Here is a 25,333-nt window from a genome sequence, read left to right on the forward strand (position 1 = left end):
TTCCTTGCCCGCACCGGGGGGGATTGCTAGGCTAGTGGACTTCGTTTTCTGCCCAAAATTTCGCCAGTCTGGCGGCGGGCACGCGACTTACCCAGGAACAACTCCCTCGATGTTCAAGAAACTCCGCGGCATGTTCTCCAACGACCTGTCCATCGACCTGGGCACGGCCAATACGCTGATCTACGTACGCGGGCAGGGCATCGTACTGAACGAACCTTCGGTGGTGGCGGTGCGTCAGGACCGCGCAATCGGCGGCACGCGCTCGGTGGCCGCCGTCGGCGCCGAGGCCAAGCAGATGCTCGGCCGCACCCCGGGTCACATCACCACGATCCGCCCGATGAAGGACGGCGTCATCGCCGACTTCACCTACACCGAGGCAATGCTGAAGCACTTCATCAAGAAGGTGCACAAGTCGCGCTTCCTGCGCCCGAGCCCGCGCGTGCTGGTGTGCGTGCCGGCCGGTTCCACCCAGGTCGAGCGCCGCGCCATCAAGGAATCGGCGGAAGAAGCCGGTGCGCGCGATGTGTATCTGATCGAGGAACCCATGGCCGCGGCGATCGGTGCCGGCATGCCGGTGACCGAGGCGCGCGGTTCGATGGTCATCGACATCGGCGGCGGCACCACCGAAGTGGCGGTCATCTCGCTCAACGGCATCGTCTACTCGCAGTCGGTGCGCGTGGGCGGCGACCGCTTCGACGAGTCGATCACCAACTACGTGCGCCGCAACCACGGCATGCTGATCGGCGAAGCCACCGCCGAGCGCATCAAGCTGCAGATCGGCTGCGCCTACCCGCAGGACGAGGTGCAGGAGATGGAAATCTCCGGCCGCAATCTTGCCGAAGGCGTGCCGAAGATGATCAAGATCAACTCCAACGAAGTGCTCGAGGCATTGCACGAGCCGCTGTCGGGCATCGTCTCGGCGGTCAAGCTGGCGCTGGAACAGACCCCGCCGGAACTGTGTGCCGACGTGGCCGAGCGCGGCATCGTGCTTACCGGCGGCGGCGCACTGCTGCGCGACCTGGACCGCCTGATCTCCGAAGAAACCGGCCTGCACGTACAGGTCGCCGACGACCCGCTCACCTGCGTGGCCCGCGGCGGCGGTCGCGCGCTGGAGCTGGTGGACATGCACGGCAACGAGTTCTTCGCGCCGGAGTGAAGCGTTCGGGATTGGGGAGTCGGCATTCGGGATTCGCAAAAGCGGGTCCGGCCCACGGCCCGGTAGGACTGCTCCGCAGTTCCGCGAGTTCACGTTTTAGCCGCATCCGTATCGGGGGCAGCCAACCGCTCCCCGAATCCCCAATTCCGAATCCCCAATCCCGGCCCTGACAGTGCCCTCCTACGCCGGTCCTCCCGTCGCCTCCCGTCCGGGCGAAGTCACCTCCACGCTGCGGCTGCTGGTCTATCTGGTGCTGGCGATCGTGCTGATCGCGCTCGATAGCCGGGGGGGCTGGCTGAGCCAGGTGCGTCTGCAGGCCAACCTGCTGATCCAGCCGATCTGGGCGGTGGCCGGATTGCCGGGGCGGATCGGCTCGCAGGTGCGCGACAACGCCGCCACCCATGCGCAGCTGGTGGAAGAAACCCGTACCCTGCGCAATCAGTTGCTGGTGGCCAATGCGCGCCTGACCCGGCTGCAGACCGCTGCGCTGGACAATGCGCAGCTGCGCGAACTGCTCAACGTCGCCGAGCGCCGCGGGCTGGACGTGCAGCTGGCGCCGATCCTGGATATCGACCTGGACCCGACCCGGCAGCGCCTGTTGTTGGACGCCGGCAGCCGCGATGGCGTGCTGCTGGGCCAGGCGGTGATCGATGCCGGCGGGCTGATGGGCCAGGTGATCGAAGTGACCCCGCTGCATTCGACCGTGCTGCTGCTGACCGACCCCGACCACGCGGTGCCGGTCAGCGTGGCGCGCAACGGCGTGCGCCTGATCGTCTACGGCCGCGGCGACCGGCTGGAACTGCGCGACATCCCGCTCAGCGCCGGCGTGCAGGTGGGCGACGAAATCGTCACCTCCGGCCTCGGTGGCCGCTTCCCGGCTGGCTTCCCGGTCGGCAAGGTCTCCGAACTGCACCCGGACGACACCCACGCCTTCCTGGTCGGCGAACTGACCCCGGCCGCCAAGCTCGATCGCGGCCGCGATGTGCTGCTGCTGCGCGCGGGCAAGCCGCTGCGGGTGGTGCCTGGGGCCGGGATTGGGGAGTCGGGAGTTGGGATTGGCAACAGCAACAGCAACAGCAACGGTAACGGCAACGGCAACGGCGTCGCGGCGGCGGCCGGCGCGCCGGTGACTGCGACACCGCGCACGCCTGCGGGCGGTGTTTCCAACGCAGCGACTGATACCGCGCGCCCGACGGCCGCCGCAGCATCGGGCACCGGTACCTCGGCGCCTGCACGGTCCGCAGCGACACCTGCCGCGCCCGGCGCGCTGCCGTCCAGTGCGCCAGCGTCCGGCCGCCCGGCCAGCACGTCCGCCCGGCGTCCCGCATCGACTGCATCCAACGGCCCGAATCCCGATTCCCGTTCGTCCCCGCCACAGGGCGCTGCTTCCAGCCAATCCCCAATCCCCACTCCCCAATCCCGTCCGGCTCCGCAGGAGACGGACCAATGACCCGCATGCGCAACACCTGGATCCTGCCGGCGAGCATCGTCATCGCGCTGGTGCTGGGCCTGCTGCCGCTGCCGGTGGTGGTGCAGCCGCTGCGTCCGTACTGGCTGGCGCTGGTGCTGGCGTACTGGGTGATCGAGGAGCCGGACCGGGTCGGGCTGGGCATCGCCTTCGTGGCCGGCGTGCTGGCCGACCTGCTGTATGGCGGGCTGCTCGGCGAGCAGGCGCTGCGGCTGGTGATCATGACCTTCATCCTGCAGCGCTTCCGCGCGCGGATGCGCTTCTTCCCGGTCTCGCAGCAGGCGCTGGCGATCGGCGGGCTGCTGCTCAACGACCGCATCGTCTCCTCGGCCGTGCATCTGGCGGTGGGCGAGCCGACCCTGCCGTGGAGCTACTGGTGGGCGCCGCTGCTGGGCATGGCGCTGTGGCCGCCGCTGTTCGTGTTGCTGGATGCGGTGCGGCTGGGCAAGCGGAGCAAGAAGTAAGCCATGCACGGGCGTCGTCATCCCAAGAACCCGCATGCGGAGGCCGAGCAGTTCCGCCGGCGTGCGGTGCTGGGCTTTGTGATGGTGGTGATCTGCCTGGTCGGGCTGGGCGGCTGGTATTTCAAGCTGCAGGTGCTCGACCACGAGGTCTATGCCACGCGCTCGGAAGCCAACCGCATCAAGCCCAAGCCGGTGGTGCCCGGGCGCGGCATGATCTACGACCGCACCGGCCGGCTGCTGGCCGAGAACGTGCCGGCCTTCCGCCTGGACGTGACCCCGGACAAGGTCGCCGACATGGACGCCATGCTGGCTGCGCTGGGCAAGGTGATTCCGATCGCGCCGGAGGATCTGGAGCGCTTCAACCGCGAGCGGCGCGCGCGCCGAAGCTTCCTGCCGGTCACCCTCAAGTTGCGCATGAGCGATGAGGAAATGGCGCGCTTTGCGGTGGAGCGCTGGCGCTTCCCCGGGGTGGAGCTGGAGCCGTACCTGACCCGGCGCTACCCGTACGGGCCGCTGTTCGCGCACATCATCGGCTACGTCGGCCGCATCGACGAGAAGGACCTGGCGGTGCTGGGCGAGGGCAATGCCGCGCTCACCCACATGGGCAAGTCCGGGCTGGAGCGCTATTACGAGCAGGACCTGCGCGGCCAGGTCGGTTACGAGCAGGTCGAAACCAACGTGCAGGGGCGGGCGATCCGCACCGTCGGCCGGGTCGCGCCGCAGTCGGGCGCGGACCTGCGGCTGTCGGTGGATGCCGACCTGCAGCGCGCGATGGTGGCCGCGTTCGGCGAGCACGAAGGCGCGGCGATCGCGATGGACCCGCGCACCGGCGAGATCCTGGGCATGGTCAGCCTGCCCAGCTACGACCCCAACCTGTTCGTCAACGGCATCTCGCATACCGATTTCCGCATGCTCAACGACAACCCGTCGCGGCCGCAGTTCAACCGGCTGGTGCTGGGTGGCGTGGCGCCGGGCTCCACGCTCAAGCCGCTGATCGCGCTGGCCGGCCTGGACAGCGGCCTGCGCCGGCCGGAAGACCGGGTGCTGTCCACCGGCATGTTCTATCTGCCCGGGGTCAGCCGCGGCTGGGGCGATTCGCATCGCGGCGGCCATGGCTGGACCGATCTGCGCAAGTCCATCGCCCAGTCGGTCAATACCTATTACTACCGGCTGGCGGTGGACATGGGCATCGAGCGCTTCGACCACTACCTGGGCGAGTACGGCTTCGGCCAGCCGACCGGGGTGGACCTGCTCGGCGAGATCGGCGGCATCCTGCCGTCGCCGGCCTACAAGTACAAAACCCGCAAGGAGCGCTGGTATCCCGGCGACACCGTCAACATCGCCATCGGCCAGGGCGACTGGAAGGTGACCCCGCTACAACTGGTGCGCGGGGTGTCGGCGATCGCCAGCGGGCTGCTGCTGCGCCCGCACTTGGTGCTGGAGCAGCGCACCGGCTTCGATCACCCCTGGCAGCCGATGATCCAGCCGCCGGGCAAGCCGATCAGCCCGAGCGCGGCGCACCTGCAGGTGGTGCGCGAGGGCATGATGGACACCATGCGCCCGGGCGGCACCGGCTATGCGATCACGCCGGGCGCGCCGTATCAGATGGCCGGCAAGACCGGCACCGCGCAGGTAGTCAGCCGCAAGGGCGTGGCCGCGGTGGACCCGCGCAGCCTGCCGCTGCATCTGCGCCACCGTGGCCTGTTCGTCGGCTTCGCGCCGGCCGACAACCCGGTCATCGCGGTGGCGGTGGCGGTGGAGGGCGGTGGTTTCGGTACCAGCTCGGCAGCGCCGATCGCACGCAAGATCTTCGACGCCTGGCTGCTCGGCAAGCTGCCCGCCGGCCTGGAGCCGCTGGACAGCGAGCTCGGCATGACCGCGGTGGGCGTCAACCAGTTCGAAGCCGGCGCCACCGATGCGCGCCAGGCCGGCGATGCGGCCGCGGCCACGCTGGACGAGCTGCCGGTGGTGATCGGCCAGACTGCGGTGGCGTTGGACCCCAACACGCCGGCGCAGCCGGTGGTGCCGGATGTGCCCGATGCGGTCCAGGAGACCGACCATTGAGTGACATCCTGCGCTGGCTGGTGGACATGGTTGCGCGTTTCACGCGCAGCCTGGACTGGGTGCTGTGCCTGGCGCTGGGTGCGCTGATGGTGATCGGCCTGTCGGTGCTCAAGAGCGCGGGCGGCGCCGCCAACGGCGATCATCTGGTGATGGCGCAAGCCGTGCGCTTCGTCATCGGCCTGGCTGCGATGTGGGGCATTTCGCGCATGTCGGTGCTACGCCTGCGCGCCTGGACGCCGTGGGTGTACGGCCTGTCGATGCTGCCGCTGCTGGCGGTGTTCGCGCTAGGCACCGGCAAGTACGGTCGCCAGTGGCTGGACCTGAAACTGTTCTACCTGCAGCCGGCCGAACTGCTCAAGATCAGCCTGCCGATGATGGCCGCCTGGTATCTGCACCGCATGCCGTTGCCGCCGCGCATCTCCACCGTGCTGGTGACCGGCGTGATCATCGGCGTGCCGACCGCACTGATCATGCTGCAGCCGGACTTCGGCACCGGCGTGCTGATCGCCGCCAGCGGTGTGTTCGTGCTGCTGCTGGCCGGCCTGCCGTGGTGGTGGGTGGCGGTGGGCGTGGGCGGCGTCTCGGCGGCCGCGCCGGTGGCCTGGTTCTGGCTGCTGCGGCCGTACCAGAAGGACCGCATCATGATGTTCCTCAACCCGGAAAACGATGCGCTGGGCGCCGGCTGGAACATCATCCAGTCCAAGATCGCGATTGGCTCGGGCGGTTTCGACGGCAAGGGCTGGGGGCTGGGTTCGCAGTCGCATCTGAACTTCATTCCCGAACAGACCACCGACTTTGCGTTCTCGGTGCTCAGCGAGGAGTTCGGCTGGATCGGCGTGGCGACCGTGCTCAGCCTGTACCTGATCGTGATCGCGCGCTGCCTGTGGATCGCCGCGCAGGCGCGCGACACCTATTCGCGCCTGGTCGCCGGTGCCACCGGCCTGGCCTTCTTCGTCTACGTGCTGGTCAACGGCGGCATGATTTCCGGGCTGCTGCCGGTGGTGGGCGTGCCGATGCCGCTGATGAGTTACGGCGGTACCTCGGCGGTGTCGCTGCTGGCCGGGCTGGGCCTGGTGATGGCGGTCAAGGCGCACCGCCCGGTGCACGGCTACTGAGCCGGCGCGTTCTGCAGCCGACGCTGACAGGCACTCACCCGTGTCGAAAGAACCAATCACACCTGGCCAGTCGCAGCACGCCGCTGGCGACAGGGCGTGACACGCAGCTGACGCTGCGCAAGGCGCGCGGTTCTGCGCGCTGCGTTGCAATGACGACCTCCCGGCACGGGGCCGCTTCGCGCATGCGGTATCGGGTTCGCGCGGCGTCTGTGAATGGGCACGTCGCTCCGTAGAGTCCGATGCGCCGCCGTCCTGCGCGCGGCCGGGTCGCGTTGCAGCTGCAGGCACGCGCCATTCCTCTTCCAGGTGAGCTCTTCCATGAAACTGCCAACCGCCGCGATCGGCTGTGTCTGTCTTACGTTCGCCGCTCACGCCGGCGCCATCAACCTTGCCACCGGCGATACGCGCGCGGTCTCCGAGCCGGCGATTCCCGCCACCTGCCAGCCGGTGAGCGCCAGCCATACGCCAAGCGGACGGCTGTTCGACGCCGCGCTGGAAAGCGCACCGCCCGACACCAAAGCCATCCAGGCCGCACTGACTGCCTGCACCGGCAAAAACGGCAGCGTGCTGCTCAAGGCCGGTACCGGCAACGCGTTTCTCAGCGGCCCGCTGACCATTCCCACCGGCGTCACCCTGGTCGTCGATCAGGGCGTGACCCTGTACGGCTCGCGCAATCCGGCCGACTACGGCAGCGGTTGCGGTGTCGCAGGCGCCAAGAGCGGCGGCTGCCTGCCGCTGATCAGCGTCAAGGGCACCAGGTCGGGCGTGATGGGCGTACGCACCGGCGGGCGTCAGGGCACGATCGACGGGCGCGGCGATCTGCCCATGCTCGGCAAGAGCACCACCTGGTGGGAGTTCGGCGAAAACGCCAAGGCTGCCGGCCAGGTGCAGAACAGCCCGGACCTGATCAAGGTGCAGAACTCCAACACGTTCACCCTCTACAACGTCAATCTGATCAATGCGGCGTACTTCCATTTCTTCGCGCATATCGTCGATGGCCTGACCATCTGGGGCGTGCGGGTGAAGTCGCCGGCGACCAGCCCCAATACCGATGGCCTGGACCTGGACAGCGTGGTCAACGCCAGCCTGGTCGACAACGATGTAATGGGCGGCGACGACTGCGTGGCGATCAAGACCATTGCGTCCAAGTCCGGCAACATCAGCGTGCGCGACAACCGCTGCTACGGCACCCACGGCATCTCGATCGGTAGCGAGGTGATGTCCGGGGTCAACAACGTGCTGGTCGACAACAACGCCATCACCGCCACCGACGATGCCGGCAACCGCAGTACCGACAATGCCGGGCTGCGCATCAAGACCAGCCTCGCCAAGGGCGGCCCGGTCAGCCTGGTCACCTATCGCAATACCTGCCTGTACGGGGTGACCAGCCCGCTGGTGATCAACCCGTTCTATTCGTCCGGCGGCAGCGGCACCAAGCCCAGTTTCGCCGGGGTCGTCGTCAACGGCCTGCGTACCACCGGCGATGTCGGCCTCAAGGGCAAGGGCTGGATTCTGAAAGGCTTCGATGCGCAGACGCCGCTGGACCTGACGCTGGCCAATGTGGCCACCGGCAATACCGCGGTCTCCGCCAGCGATGCGCAGATCGGGCTGAGCAACAGCGCGCTCACCCCGACCGGCAGCAACGTCACCACCTCCAGCGTGCAACTTGGCGGCAGCGTACCCACCTGCTCGACTGCGCCACGCTTCCCGGCCCTGTGATCGACCAGGCGCGGCCACCCGGCCGCGCCCGATGGCCTGAGTGACATCAAAGGAAGCAAAACCTGCCACTCATGCGGTCAGATGAAGAGGCCAGAAGCAGGCCCACGGCATGCCGCAAAAACGCAAAGCCTCGCCAGCGCCTGGCCCGGTCCACCAGACAACCCCAGTCGGCACACGAGCACCCCGCACCCCACAATTCCCGAATCCCGAATCCCGAATCCCGAATCCCGAATCCCGAATCCCCATTCCCGAATCCCCATTCCCCATTCCCCATTCCCCATTCCCCCGCAGCACCCAAACCAATCCCCAATCCCCCCTCCCAAATCCCCGCCGCCCAGAGCGACAAGCTAAAGCTCTTTCCTTTCATGGTCTTATTGCCAGAAGTTCATCTGTTCTCTGTTACCCTCGGCCGATGATTCGACGCACTCTGACCTGCCTGCTCACCCTCGGCCTTGTCGCCTGCGCGACTCAGCCCAGCCCTCCGACCCCGCCGCCGGCCGCCAGCGCGCCCCCGGCCAAGCCGCCGAGCGCCCCGGTCGCGCCCGTCAGTGCCGCTGCCGAAGCGCCCGCGCTGCCGCCGGTGGACCTGACCCCAGTGCCGTTCGAGATCGCCCGCGCCAACTTCGTGCGCGACACCGCCGCTAAATACGGCATCGACGCCGCACAGATCGAAGCGGTGCTGGCGCAGGCGCAATTCAAGGACGCCATCGTCACCGCGATGTCGCGCCCGGCCGAGCGGGTCAAACCGTGGAACGAATACCGCCCGATGTTCATCACCCAGGCGCGGATCGATGGCGGCCGCAAGTTCCTGGCCGAGCATCGTGCCGAGCTGAGCAAGGTCGAAGCGGCCACCGGCGTGCCGGCGCAGGTGATCGTGGCCATCATTGGGGTAGAGACCAGTTACGGCAGCAACGCCGGCAAGTACCGCGTGCTGGACGCGCTATACACGCTGGCGTTCCGCTATCCGCGCAGCGGCGACCCGGCCAAGCTCGAACGCGAAGTGCGTCGCGAGCTGTTCTTCCGCGATGAACTCGGCCAGCTGTTCGCGCTCGGCAAGGAAGAGCAGCTCGATGTCACCACGCTGATCGGCAGCTATGCCGGCGCGATGGGCATGGGCCAGTTCATGCCGTCCAGCTACCGCCAGTTCGCCGTCGACGGCGATGCCGACGGCAAGCGCAACCTGTTCACCGACCACAACGACGTGTTCGCCTCGGTCGCCAACTACTTCGTCAAGAAGGGCGGTTGGGTGCGCGGTGGCCAGGTCGCGGTGCCGGCCACGCTGGCCGCCGGCCACGAGGAATTCAATCCCACCGACTGGTCGCCGGTGTACACGCTGGCCGACCTGTCTGCGCGCGGCTATCACCCGAATGCGCCGGTGGTGGCCGGCAGCACCGCCACCCCGATCACCCTGGACGATGCCAACGGCAAGCAGTACTGGCTGGGCTTCCAGAATTTCTACGCGATCACCCGTTACAACATTTCCAAGATGTACGCGATGGCCGTGTTCCAGCTGTCCGAGGCCATCGCCGGCAAGGAGTTACCCCCGGCATGAACAGCACGACAGGCCCCAAGTGGCTGATCCCGATGGCGCTGATGCTCGGCCTGGCGGCCTGTAGCAGTGCACCGAAGAAAAGCGCCGGCACCGGCGGCAGCGGCGCGATCAAGGGCGTCAAGGTCGACGGCAAGGGGCCGGCGTATGTGGCCACCGGTTGCCCCTCGACCTCGCCCTACGCACCCGCCAAGGAAGACCCGTCCACGCGCGGCGACTACACCGCCGGCGGCCTGTACAAGCCGGGGGTCAAGGACACCACGCCGGACCACGTGCCCAACGTGGCCTGCATCCCCGAACCGCTGGTCACCAACGAGCCGCGCTCGGCGGTGGGCAACCGCTCGCCGTATGAGGTGCTGGGCAAACGCTACGTGGTGATGGACAACCCCGGCGACTATGTCGAACGCGGGACTGCCTCGTATTACGGCAGCAAATTCCACGGCCGGCTGACCTCCAACAAGGAGGTCTACGACATGTACGCCTTCACTGCCGCCCACAAGACCTTGCCGTTGCCCAGCTTCGCCCTGGTGACCAACACCGACACCGGCGACTCGGTGGTGGTGCGCGTCAACGACCGCGGCCCGTTCCACGATGGCCGCGTGATCGATCTGAGCTACGCCGCTGCGGTCAAGCTGGGCATCACCGGCAAGGGCACCGGCAACGTCGAGGTACGCGGTCTGACCGAAGCCGACAACGGCAATCTGCTGGCCAAGCGCCGCAGCGGCCGCGCGCCGGTCAGCACTGCGGTGGCCGCCGCACGGCCGGCCGCCAGCGCCAGCCAGATCGATGGGTTGGTGCAGCGCCTGCCCACCCGTACCGTGCCGGCCGCCGCCCCGCGCGCAGTGGCCGCCAGTGCCGCCGCTCCGGTAGCCGCCGCAGCGGCAGGCAGTGTAGGGGCCGCTGCGATTCCCGCGGGCGAGCGTTGGCGCTACCGCGTGGCCGATTCGCGCCAGCCCGGCAACGCCGACAACTTCGATGCCTGGATGAAGTCGCAGGGCGTGCGCGTGGCCACCGGCAAGCCGGCTGCCGCCGCGCCGCGGCCTGCCTCGGCTGCCCCGGTCGCGGTCGCGCCAGCCGCCCCGGTCGCGGTGGCGGCGATCAAGCCCGCCGACAGCGCGCCGGCACGTCCGCTCAGGAGCGAACCGGTACCGGTCAAGGCGCCGAGCGTGGCCGAGGCGGCACTGGGCGACATCCTGTTGCAGGTGGCCAGTTTCGCCAGCCGCGAGAACGCCAACCGCGCGCTGTCGCAGCTTGCCTCGGCCGGGATTGCCGGTGCCAGCGTCAGCGACATCGTCAGCGGCGGTCGCACCTTGTGGCGGCTGCGCGTCAATGCGCGCGATCACGCCAATGCCTCGGAAATCGCGCAGCGCATCGCCGGCCTGGGCTTCGGGCGCCCGCAGATCGTCGCCAACTAGCCACGATCGATCCGGCAGCCAAGGCGTCGGTGGGTAGCCCAGCGCTCGCTATCGACAGCTAGCGTCGGGCAGCCGCGATCACGATGCGCCCCATGCAGCTTGCTCGATCGCCCAGTGCGTCAGCCACGTTCGGCGCGTCGTCTGCCCCCATCGCTGAACTGCGCAGGCGCGCGCAGCATCGCGTGCGTCGCCCTGATCGCCGTGGCGCCTTACAATTTCGCATTACCCAGCCTTCGGGCCCGTCAGGAGTCGTTCTTCAATGAAATTCCGCTTCGCCGCCGCTGCGGTGGCCACGTTCGCCTTTGGCCTGGTCTGCGCGCAGACCCCTGCGCCGCAGCCGACGCCTGCCGTTGCCGCTGCGCCGGCCGCCGTCCCGGTTCCGCCCGCACCCGCGCCGGCGGTGTCCAAGTCCTGGATCCTGATGGATTACGCCACCGGGCAGGTGCTGGCCGGTGAAAACATCCACCAGCAGCTGGCCCCCGCCAGCATCACCAAGGTGATGACGTCCTACGTGGTCGCTGCCGAAATCAAGAATGGCAAGGTCAAGCGCGACGACCAGGTCATGATGAGCGAGCGCGCCTGGCGCGAGGGCGGTGCCGGCACCGACGGCAGCTACAGCGGCTTCCCGGTCAACCAGACCGCGCGTCTGGAAGACATGGAAAAGGGCATGGCGATCCAGTCCGGCAACGATGCCGCGATCGCACTGGCCGAGCATGTGGCCGGCAGCGAAGAAGCCTTCGCCTCACTGATGAACAGCTACGCCGCCAAGATCGGCATGAAGGACTCCTACTTCGTCAACGCGCACGGCCTCAGCGCCGAAGGTCACCATTCCACCGCCTACGACCTGGCGATGCTGGGCCGCGCGATGGTGCGCGATTACCCGGAGACCTATGCCTACAACAAGATCAAGGAATTCCAGGTCGGCAGCATCAAGCAGAACAACCGCAACCTGCTGTTGTGGCGCGACCCGGCGGTGGACGGCATCAAGACCGGCCACACCTCCGAGGCCGGCTACTGCCTGCTGAGCTCGGCCAAGCGAGGCGACCAGCGCCTGGTGGCGGTGGTGATGGGCGATTCGTCCGAGCGCCAGCGCGCCGACGACAGCCTGGCCCTGCTCAACTGGGGCTTCCGCTTCTTCGAAACCCACAGCCTGTACGCGCCCGGCAAGGTCGTGACCAAGCAGAAGGTCTGGAAGGGCCAGCAGGACGAAGTGCAGCTCGGCGTGGCCCAGCCATTGCTGGTCAGCCTGCAGCGCGGCCGCTACAACGACCTCAAGCCCAGCATGGAAGTGGCCAAGAACCTGCAGGCCCCGATCAAGCAGGGCCAGCAGATCGGCACCGTCAAGGTCAGCCTGGACGGCAAGATCATCGCCCAGGCCCCGCTGGTCGCCATCAACGCAGTCGAGGAGGGCGGCTTCTTCAAGCGCCTCTGGGATGCGTTCTGGATGTGGTGGGAATCAGAATAAAAAAATGCCGGCGAAAGCCGGCATTTTTTTGGAATCGGGAATCGGGAATCGGGAATCGGGAATCGGGAATCGGGAATCGGGAATCGGGAATCGGGAATCGGGAATCGGGAATCGGGAATCGGGAATCGGGAATCGGGAATCGGGAATCGGGAATCGGAGAGCGGGAATCGGAGAGGTGGGAATCGCAGAAGCGGGGGTGTCGCTCTTGCTCTACCTATTCCCCATTCCCGATTCCCAATTCCCAGCCCTCAAAGCATCCGACTGATCGTGAAACTGCCATACACCGGCGTTTCGCGCTGGGTGTCGAATTCGCGGGTGCGGTGGTAGCGGGCGATGGCGAACTTCCAGCGGCCGTACATCACCGCCAGGCCGTAGCCGACGTCGCCTACGAACGGGCGCTTGTCCACGCTGTGGCTGTTGCGGAAGGTGTTGCCGTCCAGGGTGATGTCGCGCAGCACCCAGCGCGCATCGGTGGTCAGGAACAGATGGCCCGACCAGCCGCTGGCGCGTCCGAGCCGGCTGGGGGCGGTGTTCTCGCCGGCCGGGCGGGTCGGGGTGCTGCCGAAGTCGTCCGGCAGCTTCCAGCCGAAGCGCACCTCGCCACCGGCATTCAGATGCGTGGCCATGTTGCCGACCGCGCCGCCCCAATGCGAGATGAAATCCCAGCCGAAGCCGTCCGCATTGACTGCCGCGTCGCCCGGCCAGCGGCGCATGCGCTCGTGCACCAGGTTGATCAGCGGCTCGTTGTGCAGCTGGTTGTCCCAGCCCTGGAATTTTTCGTCGCCCAGCACATCGTGGATCGCATCCTGCGCTTCCTGCGCAAATGCCCACGGGCCGACCACGCCGACCTGCAGCTGGGTGGTGCGCAGATGCGCATCGTTGCGCGCGTTGTAGCCGAAGCTCGCCAGCAGGATGCCCGCATACGGGCGATCGTCCGGGATCACATCGCGGCGGGTGGGGTCGGTGGGAGTGAAAATCGCCTGGCCGATCGAGAACACCATGTTCTGCTGATCGAACTCGCCCGGATGCAGACGCTCCAGATAGCCGTTGACCCAGCGCGCGGTGCGCGGCAGGCAGGGGTCGTCGGTGTAGTCGACCAGGTTGGGCGACACCAGCGTCAGCACCGCGCCGTTGGAATAGCCCTGGTCCTGATCCTCTCCGCCGAACAGGTCGTTGTCGACCCGGAAGTTCACCGCCGGCGGCGTCCGGCTCATTCTGCTGGAATCGCACTGGTCGGCAGCCACGGCCGGCATCGACAGTGCGGAAAGAGAGAGCAGCAGGGCAGCGGACAAGGCGCGCGGTCGAAGCATGGAGGGCCTGGAAAGGTAAGGAGGGGCGATGTTCAGCAAAGGTGCCTGCGGCCGCTGCTGCGCCGCGTGAATGTGCTCCGGGATCATGCCCGAGCCGCCCGGATGCAGCGGCAGAGCCTGGAACACCAGTCCGTTCCATTTGCGGTACGGCGGCCATGAAAAGCCCGCGCGAATCGCATATGATCCGCCTCCGGGGGAACTAGCCCCAAGGAACGGCGGCCTTTCTCAGGCCGTTTCATCACCAACGGATCGCGTTTGCCGACGGCAGCGCAGGTGTCAGGGGAACAAATATGAGCAAGACGATTTCTGTGAGCGCAGCGCTGTTGTCCAGCGTGTTGGGTGTTGCACTGGTCAGTGTCAGCGCGCCGGCCTCGGCCGGACTGAAGGATGCCTTCAAGGGGTCTGCACAGGATCAGCGCAAGGAGGCCGTCGCGCAGATCCCGGTGTGCGCCAAACCGCTGGGCAGCCTGTCGGTGCTCGAGCCGGAGGATGCAGTCAACTGGTGGTCGGGTCAGCAGTTGCCGGCGCCGTCCAAGCTGATCAAGGTATTCGTCAACCGTTCGCGCTGCTTCACCCTGGTAGACCGTGGCGCGGGCATGGCGGCATCGCAGCGCGAGCGCGACATGGCGGCAAACGGCGACCTGCGCGCCCGCTCCAACGTCGGCAAGGGCCAGATCCGCGCAGCCGACTATGTGATGACGCCGGACCTCATTTCGCAGAACCACAATGCCGGCGGCAGCGCCATTGCCGGCATGCTGGGCGGCCTGATGGGCGGCAATGCCGGCAACCTGGTCGGTGGCCTGAACCTCAACAAGAAGACCGCCGACGTGGTGCTGACCATCACCGATGTGCGTTCCTCCGAACAGGTCGCCATGGCCGAAGGCAACGCCAAGAAGACCGACCTGGGCTGGGGCGCGCGTGGCAACGTCTTCAGCGGCGGCGACTACGGCGCCGCCGGTGCCGGCGGTTATGCCAATACCGAGATCGGACAGGTGATTACCCTGGCCTATCTGCAGGCTTACACCGACGTCGTCACCCAGCTCGGCGGTCTGTCCGGCAACGCGGCTGCATCCAATGTGCAGCAGGCTGTGACCGTGACCCGCGCGGGGCGTCTGTTGGGCAATGCCAAGGGCACTGGCGCGGCCGTGCGTACGCTGGAGCCGGGCATGATGCTGTACCCGACTGGCACCAAGGAAGGCGTCATGTGGGAAGTCGAAGACGAAATGGGCAACCGCGGCTGGGTGTCGTCGGCCATGCTGGAACTGTCCAAGTAAGCAGTTGGCCAGACCCACGCTGGGCATGACGCGTACGGCGTGAAACAACGGGGCCCCTGCGGCCCCGTTGTGTTGTCCCGCGCGCGGCGGGCTTGGGTTTGTCCACCATCGTCCCGATAATGGGCGGATGGAAATCAGCACCGACAACCCCGATCACGGCTTCCAGTTTCCCGGAACCTTCGAGCTCAGCGCAATGGGCGCGGCCGAGCGCGGGCTGGAAAGCGAACTTCCGCGCCTGCTCGCCGCCACCGGTGTGGAGCTGCTGGAGGAAAGCATCAGCTGGAAGCATTCGTCCAGCGGCAAATATGTCTCGGTCAAGATCGGCTTCCGTGCCGAGAGCCGGGAGCAGTTCGACGCTGCGCACCAGGCGCTGCGCGACCACCCGGAAGTGAAGTGGACGCTGTAGCGATCCAGGCTGCGGAAAGCCCTGTCCCCGTCCTGCCGGCGCAGTTGCGCGATCTCGGCCGACAGGCGTACGCGCCAGTTTGGCGTGCGATGCAGCGTTTCACCGATGCGCGTGATGAGGCCACGGCCGACGAAGTGTGGGTGGTCGAGCATGCGCCGGTGTTTACGCTGGGCCAGGCCGGCAAGCCCGAGCATGTGCTCGCGCCGGGCGAAATTCCGGTGCTGCAGGTCGATCGCGGCGGCCAGGTCACCTATCACGGCCCCGGCCAGCTGGTGGTCTATCCGCTGCTGGACCTGCGTCGGCTCAAGATCGGCGTGCGCGATTACGTGTGCAAGATCGAGCAGGCGCTGATCGACACGCTGGACGAATGGAACATCCTCGCTGAGCGCCGCGAGGGCGCGCCGGGCGTGTACGTGGGCGGGGCAAAGATCGCCGCGCTCGGGATCCGGGTGCGGCGCGGCTGCACCTTCCACGGCCTGTCGTTCAATGTGGCGATGGACCTGGAGCCGTTCCACCGCATCAACCCCTGTGGCTATCAGGGCCTGCAGGTGACCTCGGTGCTAGACTTGGGCGGCCCCTCCGGGATGGACGCCGTCAAGGCGGTGCTGCTCGATCAGCTGGCGCGCCAGTTCGGTCTCGTCCTGCAGCCTGTCTCCGCGTTGCCCGACCTTTCGCTTCCGGCCTGAGCGCCCGTTACTGCCATGACCCAGCCTATCGCCCGTTCCATCCCCTTGCAGGTCGTCTCCGGCGACACCGCCGCACCTGCGCCGCTGCAGACCGGCGTCAAGCAGATCGGTGGCGACAAGATCAACCGCTCGCCAGTGCAGTTCGTCGATGCGCCGGTGTTGCGCAAGCCGTCGTGGATCCGGGTGCGGATTCCGTCCGGCAATGCAGTGCAGAACCTCAAGGCCAAGCTGCGCGAAAACCGCCTGGTCACGGTCTGCGAGGAAGCCAGCTGCCCGAACATCCACGAGTGCTTCAGCCACGGCACCGCCACCTTCATGATCCTGGGCGAGGTCTGCACGCGGCGCTGCTCGTTCTGCGATGTGGCGCATGGCCGGCCCAAGCCGCCGGATGCAAACGAGCCGGCCAGCCTGGCCACCACCGTGGCCGACATGGGCCTGAAGTATGTGGTGGTGACCAGCGTGGATCGCGATGACCTGCGCGACGGCGGTGCCCAGCATTTCGTCGACTGCATTTCGGCCATCCGGGTCAGCTCACCCAAGACCCGCATCGAGATCCTGACCCCGGACTTCCGCGGCAAGGGCCGCATGGACCGCGCGCTGGAGATCCTGGCGCTCAGCCCGCCGGACGTGTTCAACCACAACATCGAAACCGTGCCGGATCTGTACCCGAACGTGCGTCCGGGTGCCGACTACCAGTGGTCGCTGACCCTGCTGCAGCGCTTCAAGGCGCAGCATCCGTCCATCGCCACCAAGTCCGGCATCATGCTCGGCCTGGGCGAGACGATGGAGCAGGTGCACGCCACCTTGCGCGACCTGCGCGCGCACGATGTGGACATGATCACCATCGGCCAGTACCTGCAGCCGACGCCGCACCATCATCCGGTGATGCGCTACTGGACGCCGGAGGAATACAAGGCGCTGGAGGACTACGGCAATGCGCTGGGCTTCAGCCACGTCGCTTCCGGGCCGATGGTGCGCTCCTCGTATCACGCCGATCGTCAGGCCGCCGGCGCGGGCGTTGCTGCTTAAGCCAGCCGATCACGCCTGCGCCCACGCTCAGGCGGGCGCGGCCGCCAGTGCCGGCGTCAGCTGATGCCGCATCCGGCCGCATGCCGAGTGCATGTCGTCGCGAACTGCCCGCGACCGCCCTCGAGTAGCTCCGATGATTTCGAGCTAGAACGACCCACACGACCCCGCACACCGCGGGGTCGTGTCGTCTCCGGCCGCTGCTCTCGGCTTGCAGGGTACGGGCGCGTTCACAATCCGCTACAGGCCCGGCGCTAGGCTGATTCAGCCAGCGGATGACAACGCCAGCAACTTTCGGCACTGTCATGCTGTCTGATCCGTTCACCGCCTTTCTTTCGTCGGCCCTGTGCCGAGAGCCATTCGATGACCTACAACGTTTCTGCGTCCATGAAGGCCGGCCTGCTGGCGCTGGTGTTGACCACTCCGATGGCATTGCTCGCACGCGCCGACACGGCGTTGCCGGCGGCAGCCACGCCCGATCAGGCCACAGCGACCAAGCTGGTCTATGGCCTGCTCTCCGACAGCCGCTATGCCTACCGTCCGCGCACGCTGGACGAGGCCATGACCAAGGATGTGTTCAAGCGCTATCTGGAAACCCTGGACGGCAGCAAACAGTTCTTTACCCAGACCGACATCACCGGCTTCGCACCGCTGGAAGCAGGCGTGGGCGACGCGCTGCGCGGCGGCAAGCTGGATCCGGCGTTCCAGGTGTTCTCGGTCTACAAGAAGCGCGTCGACCAGCGCGTCAAGTATGCGCGCGACCTGCTCAAGCAGGACTTCGATTTCACCGGCAGCGACAAGTTTGAGTATGACCGCAAGGACGTGCCGTGGGCTGCCGACGACAAGCAGCTGGACGTGCTGTGGCGCCAGTCGGTGATGAACGACTGGCTGCGCCTGAAGCTGGCCGGCAAGAAGCCCGAAGACATCCGCAAGACGTTGGACAAGCGCTATGCGGCGCTGGCTGATTCGGTCAACGAGTTGAAGGCCGAGGACGTGTTCCAGTTCTTCGTCAACGCCTACACCAACGCAGTCGATCCGCATACCGACTACTTCACGCCGCGCACGGCCGAAAACTTCAATCAGCAGATGTCGCTGTCGTTGGAAGGTATCGGTGCGCAGCTGCAGAAGCAGGACGACATGGTGGTGATCCGCGAGGTCATCCCGGGCGGTCCGGCGGCGGTGGATGGCACGCTCAAGCCGGGCGATCGCATCGTCGGCGTGGGCCAGGCCAAGAACGGCGCGATCGAGGATGTGATCGGCTGGCGCATCGACGACGTGGTCGCCAAGATCCGCGGCAGCAAGGACACCCAGGTGCGCCTGGAATACATCCCGGCCGAGTCGGGCATTGACGGCAAGCACCGCACCGTGACGCTGACCCGGCAGAAGGTGCGTCTGGCCGAGCAGGCCGCCAAGGGCGAGACCATCACCCTGCCGGCCAAGGGCGGCGAGCCGGAGCGCCGCATCGGCATCATCAAGCTGCCGGGCTTCTATCAGGATTTCGAAGGCCGTCGCCGCAACGCGACCGACTATGCCTCGGCAACGCGCGACGTCGCCAAGCTGCTGGCCGGCTTCAAGACCGACAAGGTCGACGGCGTGGTGCTGGACCTGCGCAACAACGGCGGCGGTTCGCTGGACGAGGCGATCGAGCTCACCGGCCTGTTCATCGAGCAGGGCCCGGTGGTGCAGGTGCGCGAATCCGGCGGCCGGGTCACCGTCAATGGCGACAGCAATCCCAAGGTGGCCTGGGATGGTCCGCTGGGCGTGCTGATCAACCGCGGCTCGGCATCCGCCTCGGAGATCTTTGCCGGTGCCATCCAGGACTACGGCCGCGGCCTGGTGATCGGTGAAACCAGCTTCGGCAAGGGCACGGTGCAGAACATCGTCGACCTGGACCGCTGGCCGGCGGCGGAAGGCCAGCGCTACGGGCAGGTCAAGCTGACGATCGCGCAGTTCTTCCGCGTCAGCGGCTCCAGCACCCAGCACAAGGGCGTGGTGCCGGACATCGCATTCCCGGCCAGCGTGGATGCCACCGAGTTCGGCGAGAGCACCTACGACAACGCGCTGCCCTGGACGCGCATCGCCGCCGCACCACACACCCAGTACGGCAACTTCGCGCCACTGCTGCCCAAATTGCAGGGCCTGCACACCGCGCGTATCGCCACCGACAAGGAATTCCAGTGGTGGGAAGAGGACGTCAAGCAGTTCCGCGATGAGAAGGCCAAGAAGTACATCTCGTTGAATGAAGCCGAGCGCGTCGCCGAGCGTCAGAAGCAGGATCAGCAGCGCAAGGATCGCCAGCAGGTGCGCAAGCAGCTGGGCCTGCCGCTGGACCCGCTTGCCGAAGACAGCGACGACGGCCTGACCGGCAACGAGCGCGATATCGTCAAGGACACCGCGCGTGAGAAGGCCGCAGAAAAGCGCCCGGATCCGTTGCTGCACGAATCGGCCGCCATTCTTGCCGATGCGCTGGGCCTGCTGTCGCAGGACCAGCCGCTGTCGGCGCAGGTGCTGCCGCAGTCGACCGCGCCGGGACGTTGGGCCGACTGATCGTTCGTCGAACAGCTGGCGACGACATCAGCGTTAAGTACAAGAAACGCCACCGCATCGCGGTGGCGTTTTTATTGGCCGACCCTTTCATGTCTGGCACGACGTCGCGAGCGGATTTGACTGACGATCGATTGCCGGCTGCCGTGCCTGCGTGTCGTGCGACGCCCGTTGTACTTACGCCAGTGCCTGCCAGACACCTTGCAGACCGAGCACCAGCAAGGTGGTGAAAAAGAAACGTCGAAACGTCTCGGCAGAAATGCGGTTGCGCACCCAGGCGCCCAGCCACATGCCGATGGCGGTGGGTAGCAGTGCCCACAACGACGGAGCGATCGCCGCGCGGGGTAGTGCGCCGTGCCAGGCCAGTGCACTGGCAAGCGCCAACGTCGCCACGCCGAAACACCAGCCCAGGGAGCGGATCAACAGCTCGCGCGGTAGTTGCAGGGCGGTGAGGTAGGGCAGTGATGGCAGCACGAACATGCCGGTGGCGCCACTCAGCAGACCGGTGGCCAGCCCGGCCAGTGGCCCTGCCCACGGTTCGTGACGTGCCTGCATCGTCCAGTGTCGACGGGCCAGCCCAAGCAAGGCGTACAGCGCCAGCAGTGCGCCCAACCCGGCGCGGACCAGGCTAGGGTCGGCGCCTGTCAGCACCCCAGCACTCAGCCAGGTGCCCAGCGTCACGGCGGCCAGCAATGGCCACAGACGTCGCAACAGGGGCGCCGTGTCCGGTCCCCAGGCTTGCTGCACGTTCGTCACAAGCGAAGGCAGAACCAGTAAGGTCGCTGCCTCGGCAGGCGTCAGCCACAGACCCAGCAGCCCCATCGCAACGGTCGGCAAGCCCATCCCGGCCACGCCCTTGACCCAGCCTGCCAGCAAAAACACGCCTGCGATCAGATACCAGTGGGTGTGCAATGTCTCCATGCAGCCAAGGATCCGGGCTTGTTCCGCGGCAGACAATGCGTGATTGTTTGATGCAGGCTTCGGCAGCGCCGAAGGCTAAGGCGGGATGCCGCGCGTGCAGAGGCCCCTGGCTTGGCTGGCCTGTCCTGTCGGTGGCGAGCGCATGTCGATGACTGCACGTGCTTGTGGAGCGCTCATGCATCTGGAATTTGTCGATTTACGGTTGTTCATCGCAGTGGTCGAGACCGGCAGCATTACTGCCGGTGCACAACGCGCGGCGTTGTCGCTGGCCGCTGCCAGTGCGCGGATTCGTGCGCTGGAGCTGCAGGTGGGCGCCGTACTGCTGGAACGCGGGCGCCGCGGCGTCAGTCTGACTCCGGCCGGCGGCGTGTTGCTGCGGCACGCACGGCAATTGCAGCGGCAGGCCGAGGTGCTGCAGCTGGAGCTGGGCGGCTACGGTGGCGGTGGCCAGGTGACGCTGCGGCTGGCGGCCAATACCGCGGCGCTGTCGGCATGGTTGCCCGAACGGTTGGCGGATTTTCTCATCGCACATCCGCAGCTGGATCTGGCATTGACCGAGCAGGGCAGCGACGAAGCTGCCGATGCGGTGCGCGAGGAACGCGCCGACATCGCCGTGGTCGCGGGTCATGCCGATCTCAGTGGGCTGCAGGTGCTGCCGTTCCGTGAGGATCGACTGGTGCTGGTGATGGCTGCAGCGCATCCACTGGCCGGTGCCGCGACGCTGCAATTGAGCGAGCTCGCGGGAATGGACATGCTGGGGCTGGCCGGCGACAGCGCCTTGCAACGGCATCTGCGCGTGCACATGAACCGCGCCGGCGTGCAGGTGCGCATGCGTGCAAAGGTACAAGGCATCGACGTGTTGTGCCGCATGCTCGCACAAGGCATGGGCGTGGCGATTCTCCCGCACGCCGCAGTGCAACGCTCATGCGTGCGCGATCAACTGGCCACGGTGCCCCTGGATGCAGCCTGGGCACCGCGGCAACTTTCGATCGTGCTGCGTTGCGAGCCTGCGCCGTCGACCATGCTGCAAGCGCTGGTGGATTGGCTGCAACACGACTGAGCTGCGTAGCGTCAGAGCGGCCGGCATCGTGACAGCGTCACGTCGCCGGCGCGCTCAACGCGGCCAGGCGAATTCGGCCAGCACCGGATAGTGGTCGGACGGCACTACACCGCCGGGACGCTGATCCAGCGTGGAAAAACGTGTCGGTGTCAGGCCACGGAACAGGATCCAGTCGATGCGACGGGTCGGTTGCGTGGTGAAGTCCTGGAAGGTTTTTTCCGGGCCTTGCGGCTCGGGAACACGAGCGCGTGCATCGCCAAGCGTGGCGGTGAGCACGCGGTAGGTGCCCTGGTCAGGATCGCTGTTGAAGTCGCCGGTCAGCACCACCGGAATGTTTGCCGGCAGCGCCGCGATGCGCGACAGGATCAGGCGCGCGCTGTGCTCGCGGGCGGCCTCGTCCTGGTCGCGGTGGGCGAAGTGCGTGTTGAGCAGATAGAAGCGGCGCTTGTCGCTGCGGCGCTCGAACAGGGCCCAGGTCACCATGCGCGGCAGGTCGGTGTTCCAGCTGCTGCTGCCGGGGACCTGTGGCGTTTCCGACAGCCAGAAATCGCCCGATTCCACCAACGACACCGCGCGGCTGTCGTAGAACACGCCCATGTGCTCGTCGCCGTCGTCGCCGCGGCGGCCCTTGCCGAACCAGCGGTAACCAGGCAGTTGCGCAGCCAGATATTGCGCCTGCTCCTGCACCAATTCCTGCGTGCCGAAGACATCCGGGTGCACTTGTTCGACCAATGCCGCCATCGCCGCGCGGCGCACGCTCCAACGCTTGTCGCCATCGGTATCCACCGGCACGCGCACATTGAACGACATCACCCGCAAGGGCGCAGGCGCAGGTGCAGGTGCAGACAACGCAGGCAAGGCGATGCACAGCGCGAGTGCGGCGAACAGGGAACGTGAGATGGCGCGAACGGACAGGCGTGACATGCAGGCGGATTCCTCAAGGACCGATCGGCGAGTCTAATCGGCATGCATGACCGAAATGTCATCGACATACCGCGCCCGCTTGACGTCGTCGCACATCGGCGTAGCATTTGCACCAAGCCATCGGATAGACCGATGGCTGCCTACTCAACCGTGAGGGATTCTCATGGCACCGCAGTACGACTATCTCGTGTTTATCGGGCGTTTCGAGCCCTTTCACAACGGCCACGCCGCCGTCGCCCGCCACGCGCTGGGCAAGGCGAACAAGCTCATCGTGTTGATCGGCTCTGCCGACACGCCTCGCACCATTCGTAATCCGTGGACCGTCGCCGAACGTGCGGTGATGATCGAGTCCGCGTTGCCGGGCGAGAGCCAGCGGCTGATCCTGCGCCCGTTGCGCGACCATCTGTACAACGAAAGCCTGTGGATTGCCGAGGTGCAGCGCCAGGTCGCCGAGGCCGTACAGGCCGATGGCGGCACGCCCGATGCGCGCATCGGGCTGATCGGCATGGACAAGGACGCCAGCAGCTACTACTTGCGCGAGTTTCCGCAGTGGCCGCTGGAAGATGTGCAACATACCGCCACGCTGTCGGCCACCGAGTTGCGCCGCTATCTGTTCGAGGCCGGCGAGATCGGTTTCCACGGTGGGTTGCTGATGCTGCGCGGCAATGTGCCGGCGCCGGTGTACGACATGCTGGAAGCGTTCCGGCGCAACTCGCCGAGCTATGCGCAGCTGGTGGCCGAATACCGTTTCATCGAGCAGTATCGCGCCGCCTGGAAGGATGCGCCGTATCCGCCGACCTTCGTCACCACCGATGCGGTGGTGGTGCATTCGGGCCACGTGCTGCTGGTGCGTCGTCGCGCCGAGCCGGGCAAGGGCTTGTGGGCATTGCCGGGCGGTTTCGTCGGCCAGGACGAAGGGCTGCTGGACGGCTGCCTGCGCGAGCTGCGCGAGGAAACACGGCTGAAGGTGCCGGTGCCGGTGCTCAAGGGCTCGTTGCGCGGGCGCCAGGTGTTCGACCACCCCGAGCGCAGCCTGCGCGGGCGCACCATCACCCATGCATTCCATTTCGAATTTCCGGCCGGTGAGTTGCCCGCGGTGCGCGGCGGCGACGATGCCGACAAGGCGCGCTGGATTCCGCTTGCCGAAGTCATGGCGATGGGTCCGCGCCTGTACGAAGATCATCTGCATATCCTCGAATTCTTCCTGGGTCGCGGCTGAGGCCGACAACGATTGCGTGCCGTCATCCACCAAATGCGTCCGCGCGCAATCCAAGATCGGCTTGAACCGTAGCCTCCCCGCCGGCGGACAGACCGCTGGTTCATTCGACGCGAAGGAGCTTCCGTCATGTATTACCTCGATAACCTGCTGCTCAACACCGACAGCTACAAGGCCAGCCACTGGCTGCAGTATCCACCCGGCACCGATGCGGCGTTTTTCTATGTCGAATCGCGCGGTGGCGTCTACGACCAGACCGTATTCTTCGGCCTGCAGTCGATCCTGAAAGAGGCCATCAACCGGCCGGTGACGCATGCCGACATCGACGATGCGAAGGCCTTGCTGGCCGCGCATGGCGAGCCGTTCAACGAGGCCGGCTGGCGTGACATCGTCGATCGTCTCGGCGGGCAACTGCCGATCCGCATCCGTGCCGTGCCCGAAGGCACGGTCGTGCCCACGCACAATGTGCTGATGACGATCGAATCCACCGATCCCAAGGCGTTCTGGGTGCCGTCGTACCTGGAAACGCTGCTGTTGCGCGTGTGGTATCCGGTGACGGTGGCAACGGTGAGCTGGCAGGTGAAGCAGGTGGTACGCGATTACCTGCAGCGCACCAGCGACGATCCGGAAGGGCAGTTGCCGTTCAAGCTGCATGACTTCGGCGCGCGTGGGGTGTCCAGCCTTGGTTCGGCCGCGCTGGGCGGTGCCGCGCATCTGGTGAACTTCCTCGGCACCGATACCGTGTCGGCGTTGCTGCTGGCGCGTGCGCATTACCACACTCCGGTAGCCGGCTATTCGATTCCCGCTGCCGAGCACAGCACCATCACCAGCTGGGGCCGCGAGCGCGAGGCCGATGCGTATCGCAACATGCTGGCGCAGTTCGCGCGCCCCGGTTCGCTGGTGGCGGTGGTATCGGACAGCTACGACATCTACCGCGCGATCCGCGAGCATTGGGGCACCACCTTGCGCGAGGAGGTGATTGCCTCAGGTGCGACGGTGGTGATCCGTCCGGATTCGGGCGACCCGGTGGATGTGGTCGAGCAATGCCTGCTGCTGCTGGACGAGGCGTTCGGCCATCAGCGCAATGGCAAGGGCTACAAGGTGCTCAACCATGTGCGGGTGATCCAGGGCGATGGCATCAACCCGCAGTCGCTGCGCGCGATTCTCGAACGCATCACTGCTGCCGGCTATGCCGCCGACAACGTCGCCTTCGGCATGGGCGGTGCGCTGTTGCAGAAGGTGGATCGCGACACCCAGAAGTTCGCGTTGAAGTGCTCGGCCGTGCGCGTGGACGGGCAATGGATCGATGTCTACAAGGACCCGATCACCGACAAGGGCAAGCAGAGCAAGCGCGGTCGGCTGACCCTGCTGCGCGACCGTGCCGATGGCAGCTATCGCAGCGCGTTGCTGGATGAAGTCGACGCGCATGCCGACAGCGAAGATGCGCTGGTGACGGTGTGGGAGAACGGCGTCATGCAGCAGGAGTGGACCCTGGAGCAGGTGCGCGCACGTGCCGACGTCGCGCGCCGCTGACGTTCGCCGCGCGGATAG

At 66.7% G+C, this 25,333-nt stretch carries 20 protein-coding genes; 17 read left to right on the top strand and 3 right to left on the bottom strand.

All coding sequences use genetic code 11. The annotated features are described in order from the left end of the window. Positions 1–109 precede the first annotated feature (109 nt). The 9 genes from DGN21_RS03320 to DGN21_RS03360 all read left to right on the top strand — a co-directional run bounded on the left by DGN21_RS03320 (position 110) and on the right by DGN21_RS03360 (position 12,415). Positions 110–1,156, top strand: coding sequence for a rod shape-determining protein (locus tag DGN21_RS03320; RefSeq protein WP_003482734.1), 1,047 nt, complete (start codon positions 110–112; stop codon positions 1,154–1,156). A 172-nt stretch (positions 1,157–1,328) separates the two neighbouring features. Beyond that, complete coding sequence (mreC, locus tag DGN21_RS03325) at positions 1,329–2,606, top strand: rod shape-determining protein MreC (RefSeq protein ID WP_215825119.1); 1,278 nt, start codon at positions 1,329–1,331, stop codon at positions 2,604–2,606. Next, entirely contained in the window at positions 2,603–3,088 is a 486-nt protein-coding gene (mreD, locus tag DGN21_RS03330) for a rod shape-determining protein MreD (RefSeq protein ID WP_016900812.1), read from the top strand. Before mreC ends, mreD begins: the two co-directional genes overlap by 4 nt. A gap of 3 nt (positions 3,089–3,091) precedes the next feature. Continuing rightward, positions 3,092–5,152, top strand: a complete 2,061-nt coding sequence (mrdA, locus tag DGN21_RS03335) for a penicillin-binding protein 2 (protein WP_065032116.1) — start codon at positions 3,092–3,094, stop codon at positions 5,150–5,152. Next, the gene (gene rodA, locus DGN21_RS03340; protein ID WP_054591925.1) at positions 5,149–6,267 is read left to right on the top strand and encodes a rod shape-determining protein RodA; all 1,119 of its coding nucleotides are present in this window, start codon (positions 5,149–5,151) and stop codon (positions 6,265–6,267) included. The genes mrdA and rodA overlap by 4 nt, the downstream gene beginning before the upstream one ends. Before the next feature lie 318 nt (positions 6,268–6,585). Continuing rightward, positions 6,586–7,986, top strand: a complete 1,401-nt coding sequence (locus DGN21_RS03345) for a glycosyl hydrolase family 28 protein (RefSeq protein ID WP_215825120.1) — start codon at positions 6,586–6,588, stop codon at positions 7,984–7,986. A gap of 412 nt (positions 7,987–8,398) precedes the next feature. After that, positions 8,399–9,538 (top strand): lytic murein transglycosylase B, encoded by a 1,140-nt coding sequence (gene mltB / locus DGN21_RS03350; protein ID WP_024940725.1) that lies wholly within the window; start codon positions 8,399–8,401, stop codon positions 9,536–9,538. After that, a complete protein-coding gene (locus DGN21_RS03355) occupies positions 9,535–10,950 on the top strand; it encodes a septal ring lytic transglycosylase RlpA family protein (protein WP_102255644.1) in 1,416 nt (471 codons plus the stop codon). Before mltB ends, DGN21_RS03355 begins: the two co-directional genes overlap by 4 nt. A gap of 259 nt (positions 10,951–11,209) precedes the next feature. After that, positions 11,210–12,415 carry a D-alanyl-D-alanine carboxypeptidase family protein gene (locus DGN21_RS03360; protein WP_016900824.1) on the top strand — a complete coding sequence of 402 codons (1,206 nt, stop codon included), beginning with the start codon at positions 11,210–11,212 and terminating at the stop codon, positions 12,413–12,415. Positions 12,416–12,663: 248 nt separating this feature from the next. Here DGN21_RS03360 and DGN21_RS03365 read toward each other — a convergent pair whose 3' ends face one another. Beyond that, positions 12,664–13,725, bottom strand: coding sequence for a lipid A deacylase LpxR family protein (locus tag DGN21_RS03365; protein WP_024939686.1), 1,062 nt, complete (start codon positions 13,723–13,725; stop codon positions 12,664–12,666). A 290-nt stretch (positions 13,726–14,015) separates the two neighbouring features. Between DGN21_RS03365 and DGN21_RS03370 the strand changes: the two genes are divergently transcribed. The 5 genes from DGN21_RS03370 to DGN21_RS03390 all read left to right on the top strand — a co-directional run bounded on the left by DGN21_RS03370 (position 14,016) and on the right by DGN21_RS03390 (position 19,664). Continuing rightward, positions 14,016–14,999 (top strand): CsgG/HfaB family protein, encoded by a 984-nt coding sequence (locus tag DGN21_RS03370; protein ID WP_024939685.1) that lies wholly within the window; start codon positions 14,016–14,018, stop codon positions 14,997–14,999. 127 nt (positions 15,000–15,126) lie between these two features. Beyond that, positions 15,127–15,405, top strand: coding sequence for a YbeD family protein (locus DGN21_RS03375; protein WP_016900827.1), 279 nt, complete (start codon positions 15,127–15,129; stop codon positions 15,403–15,405). An 89-nt stretch (positions 15,406–15,494) separates the two neighbouring features. After that, positions 15,495–16,091 (top strand): lipoyl(octanoyl) transferase LipB, encoded by a 597-nt coding sequence (gene lipB / locus DGN21_RS03380; RefSeq protein WP_252374684.1) that lies wholly within the window; start codon positions 15,495–15,497, stop codon positions 16,089–16,091. 15 nt (positions 16,092–16,106) lie between these two features. After that, positions 16,107–17,120, top strand: a complete 1,014-nt coding sequence (gene lipA / locus DGN21_RS03385; protein ID WP_016900831.1) for a lipoyl synthase — start codon at positions 16,107–16,109, stop codon at positions 17,118–17,120. 384 nt (positions 17,121–17,504) lie between these two features. After that, positions 17,505–19,664 carry a carboxy terminal-processing peptidase gene (locus tag DGN21_RS03390; protein ID WP_184429024.1) on the top strand — a complete coding sequence of 720 codons (2,160 nt, stop codon included), beginning with the start codon at positions 17,505–17,507 and terminating at the stop codon, positions 19,662–19,664. 174 nt (positions 19,665–19,838) lie between these two features. Here the strand turns inward: DGN21_RS03390 and DGN21_RS03395 are convergent, their stop codons facing one another. Further along, positions 19,839–20,582: a sulfite exporter TauE/SafE family protein gene (locus tag DGN21_RS03395; protein WP_126965106.1), complete on the bottom strand. Its 744-nt coding sequence runs from the start codon at positions 20,580–20,582 to the stop codon at positions 19,839–19,841. Positions 20,583–20,757: 175 nt separating this feature from the next. Here DGN21_RS03395 and DGN21_RS03400 point away from each other — a divergent pair, with 175 nt between their 5' ends. Continuing rightward, the gene (locus tag DGN21_RS03400; RefSeq protein ID WP_126965107.1) at positions 20,758–21,642 is read left to right on the top strand and encodes a LysR substrate-binding domain-containing protein; all 885 of its coding nucleotides are present in this window, start codon (positions 20,758–20,760) and stop codon (positions 21,640–21,642) included. A 54-nt stretch (positions 21,643–21,696) separates the two neighbouring features. On the opposite strand, the gene DGN21_RS03405 is transcribed toward DGN21_RS03400, so the two are convergent. Beyond that, on the bottom strand, positions 21,697–22,566 hold the full coding sequence (locus tag DGN21_RS03405) for an endonuclease/exonuclease/phosphatase family protein (protein WP_215825121.1): 870 nt from the start codon (positions 22,564–22,566) through the stop codon (positions 21,697–21,699). Between the two features lie 163 nt (positions 22,567–22,729). On the opposite strand from DGN21_RS03405, the gene DGN21_RS03410 reads away from it, so the two are divergent. Together DGN21_RS03410 and DGN21_RS03415 are read left to right on the top strand one after the other, a co-directional pair. Further along, entirely contained in the window at positions 22,730–23,785 is a 1,056-nt protein-coding gene (locus tag DGN21_RS03410; protein ID WP_047124615.1) for a bifunctional nicotinamide-nucleotide adenylyltransferase/Nudix hydroxylase, read from the top strand. A gap of 126 nt (positions 23,786–23,911) precedes the next feature. Further along, the gene (locus DGN21_RS03415; RefSeq protein WP_160955173.1) at positions 23,912–25,315 is read left to right on the top strand and encodes a nicotinate phosphoribosyltransferase; all 1,404 of its coding nucleotides are present in this window, start codon (positions 23,912–23,914) and stop codon (positions 25,313–25,315) included. The last annotated feature ends 18 nt before the right edge of the window (positions 25,316–25,333 follow it).

Source organism: Xanthomonas sp. MLO165 (assembly GCF_018831305.1).
Taxonomy (GTDB): Bacteria; Pseudomonadota; Gammaproteobacteria; order Xanthomonadales; family Xanthomonadaceae; genus Xanthomonas; species Xanthomonas arboricola.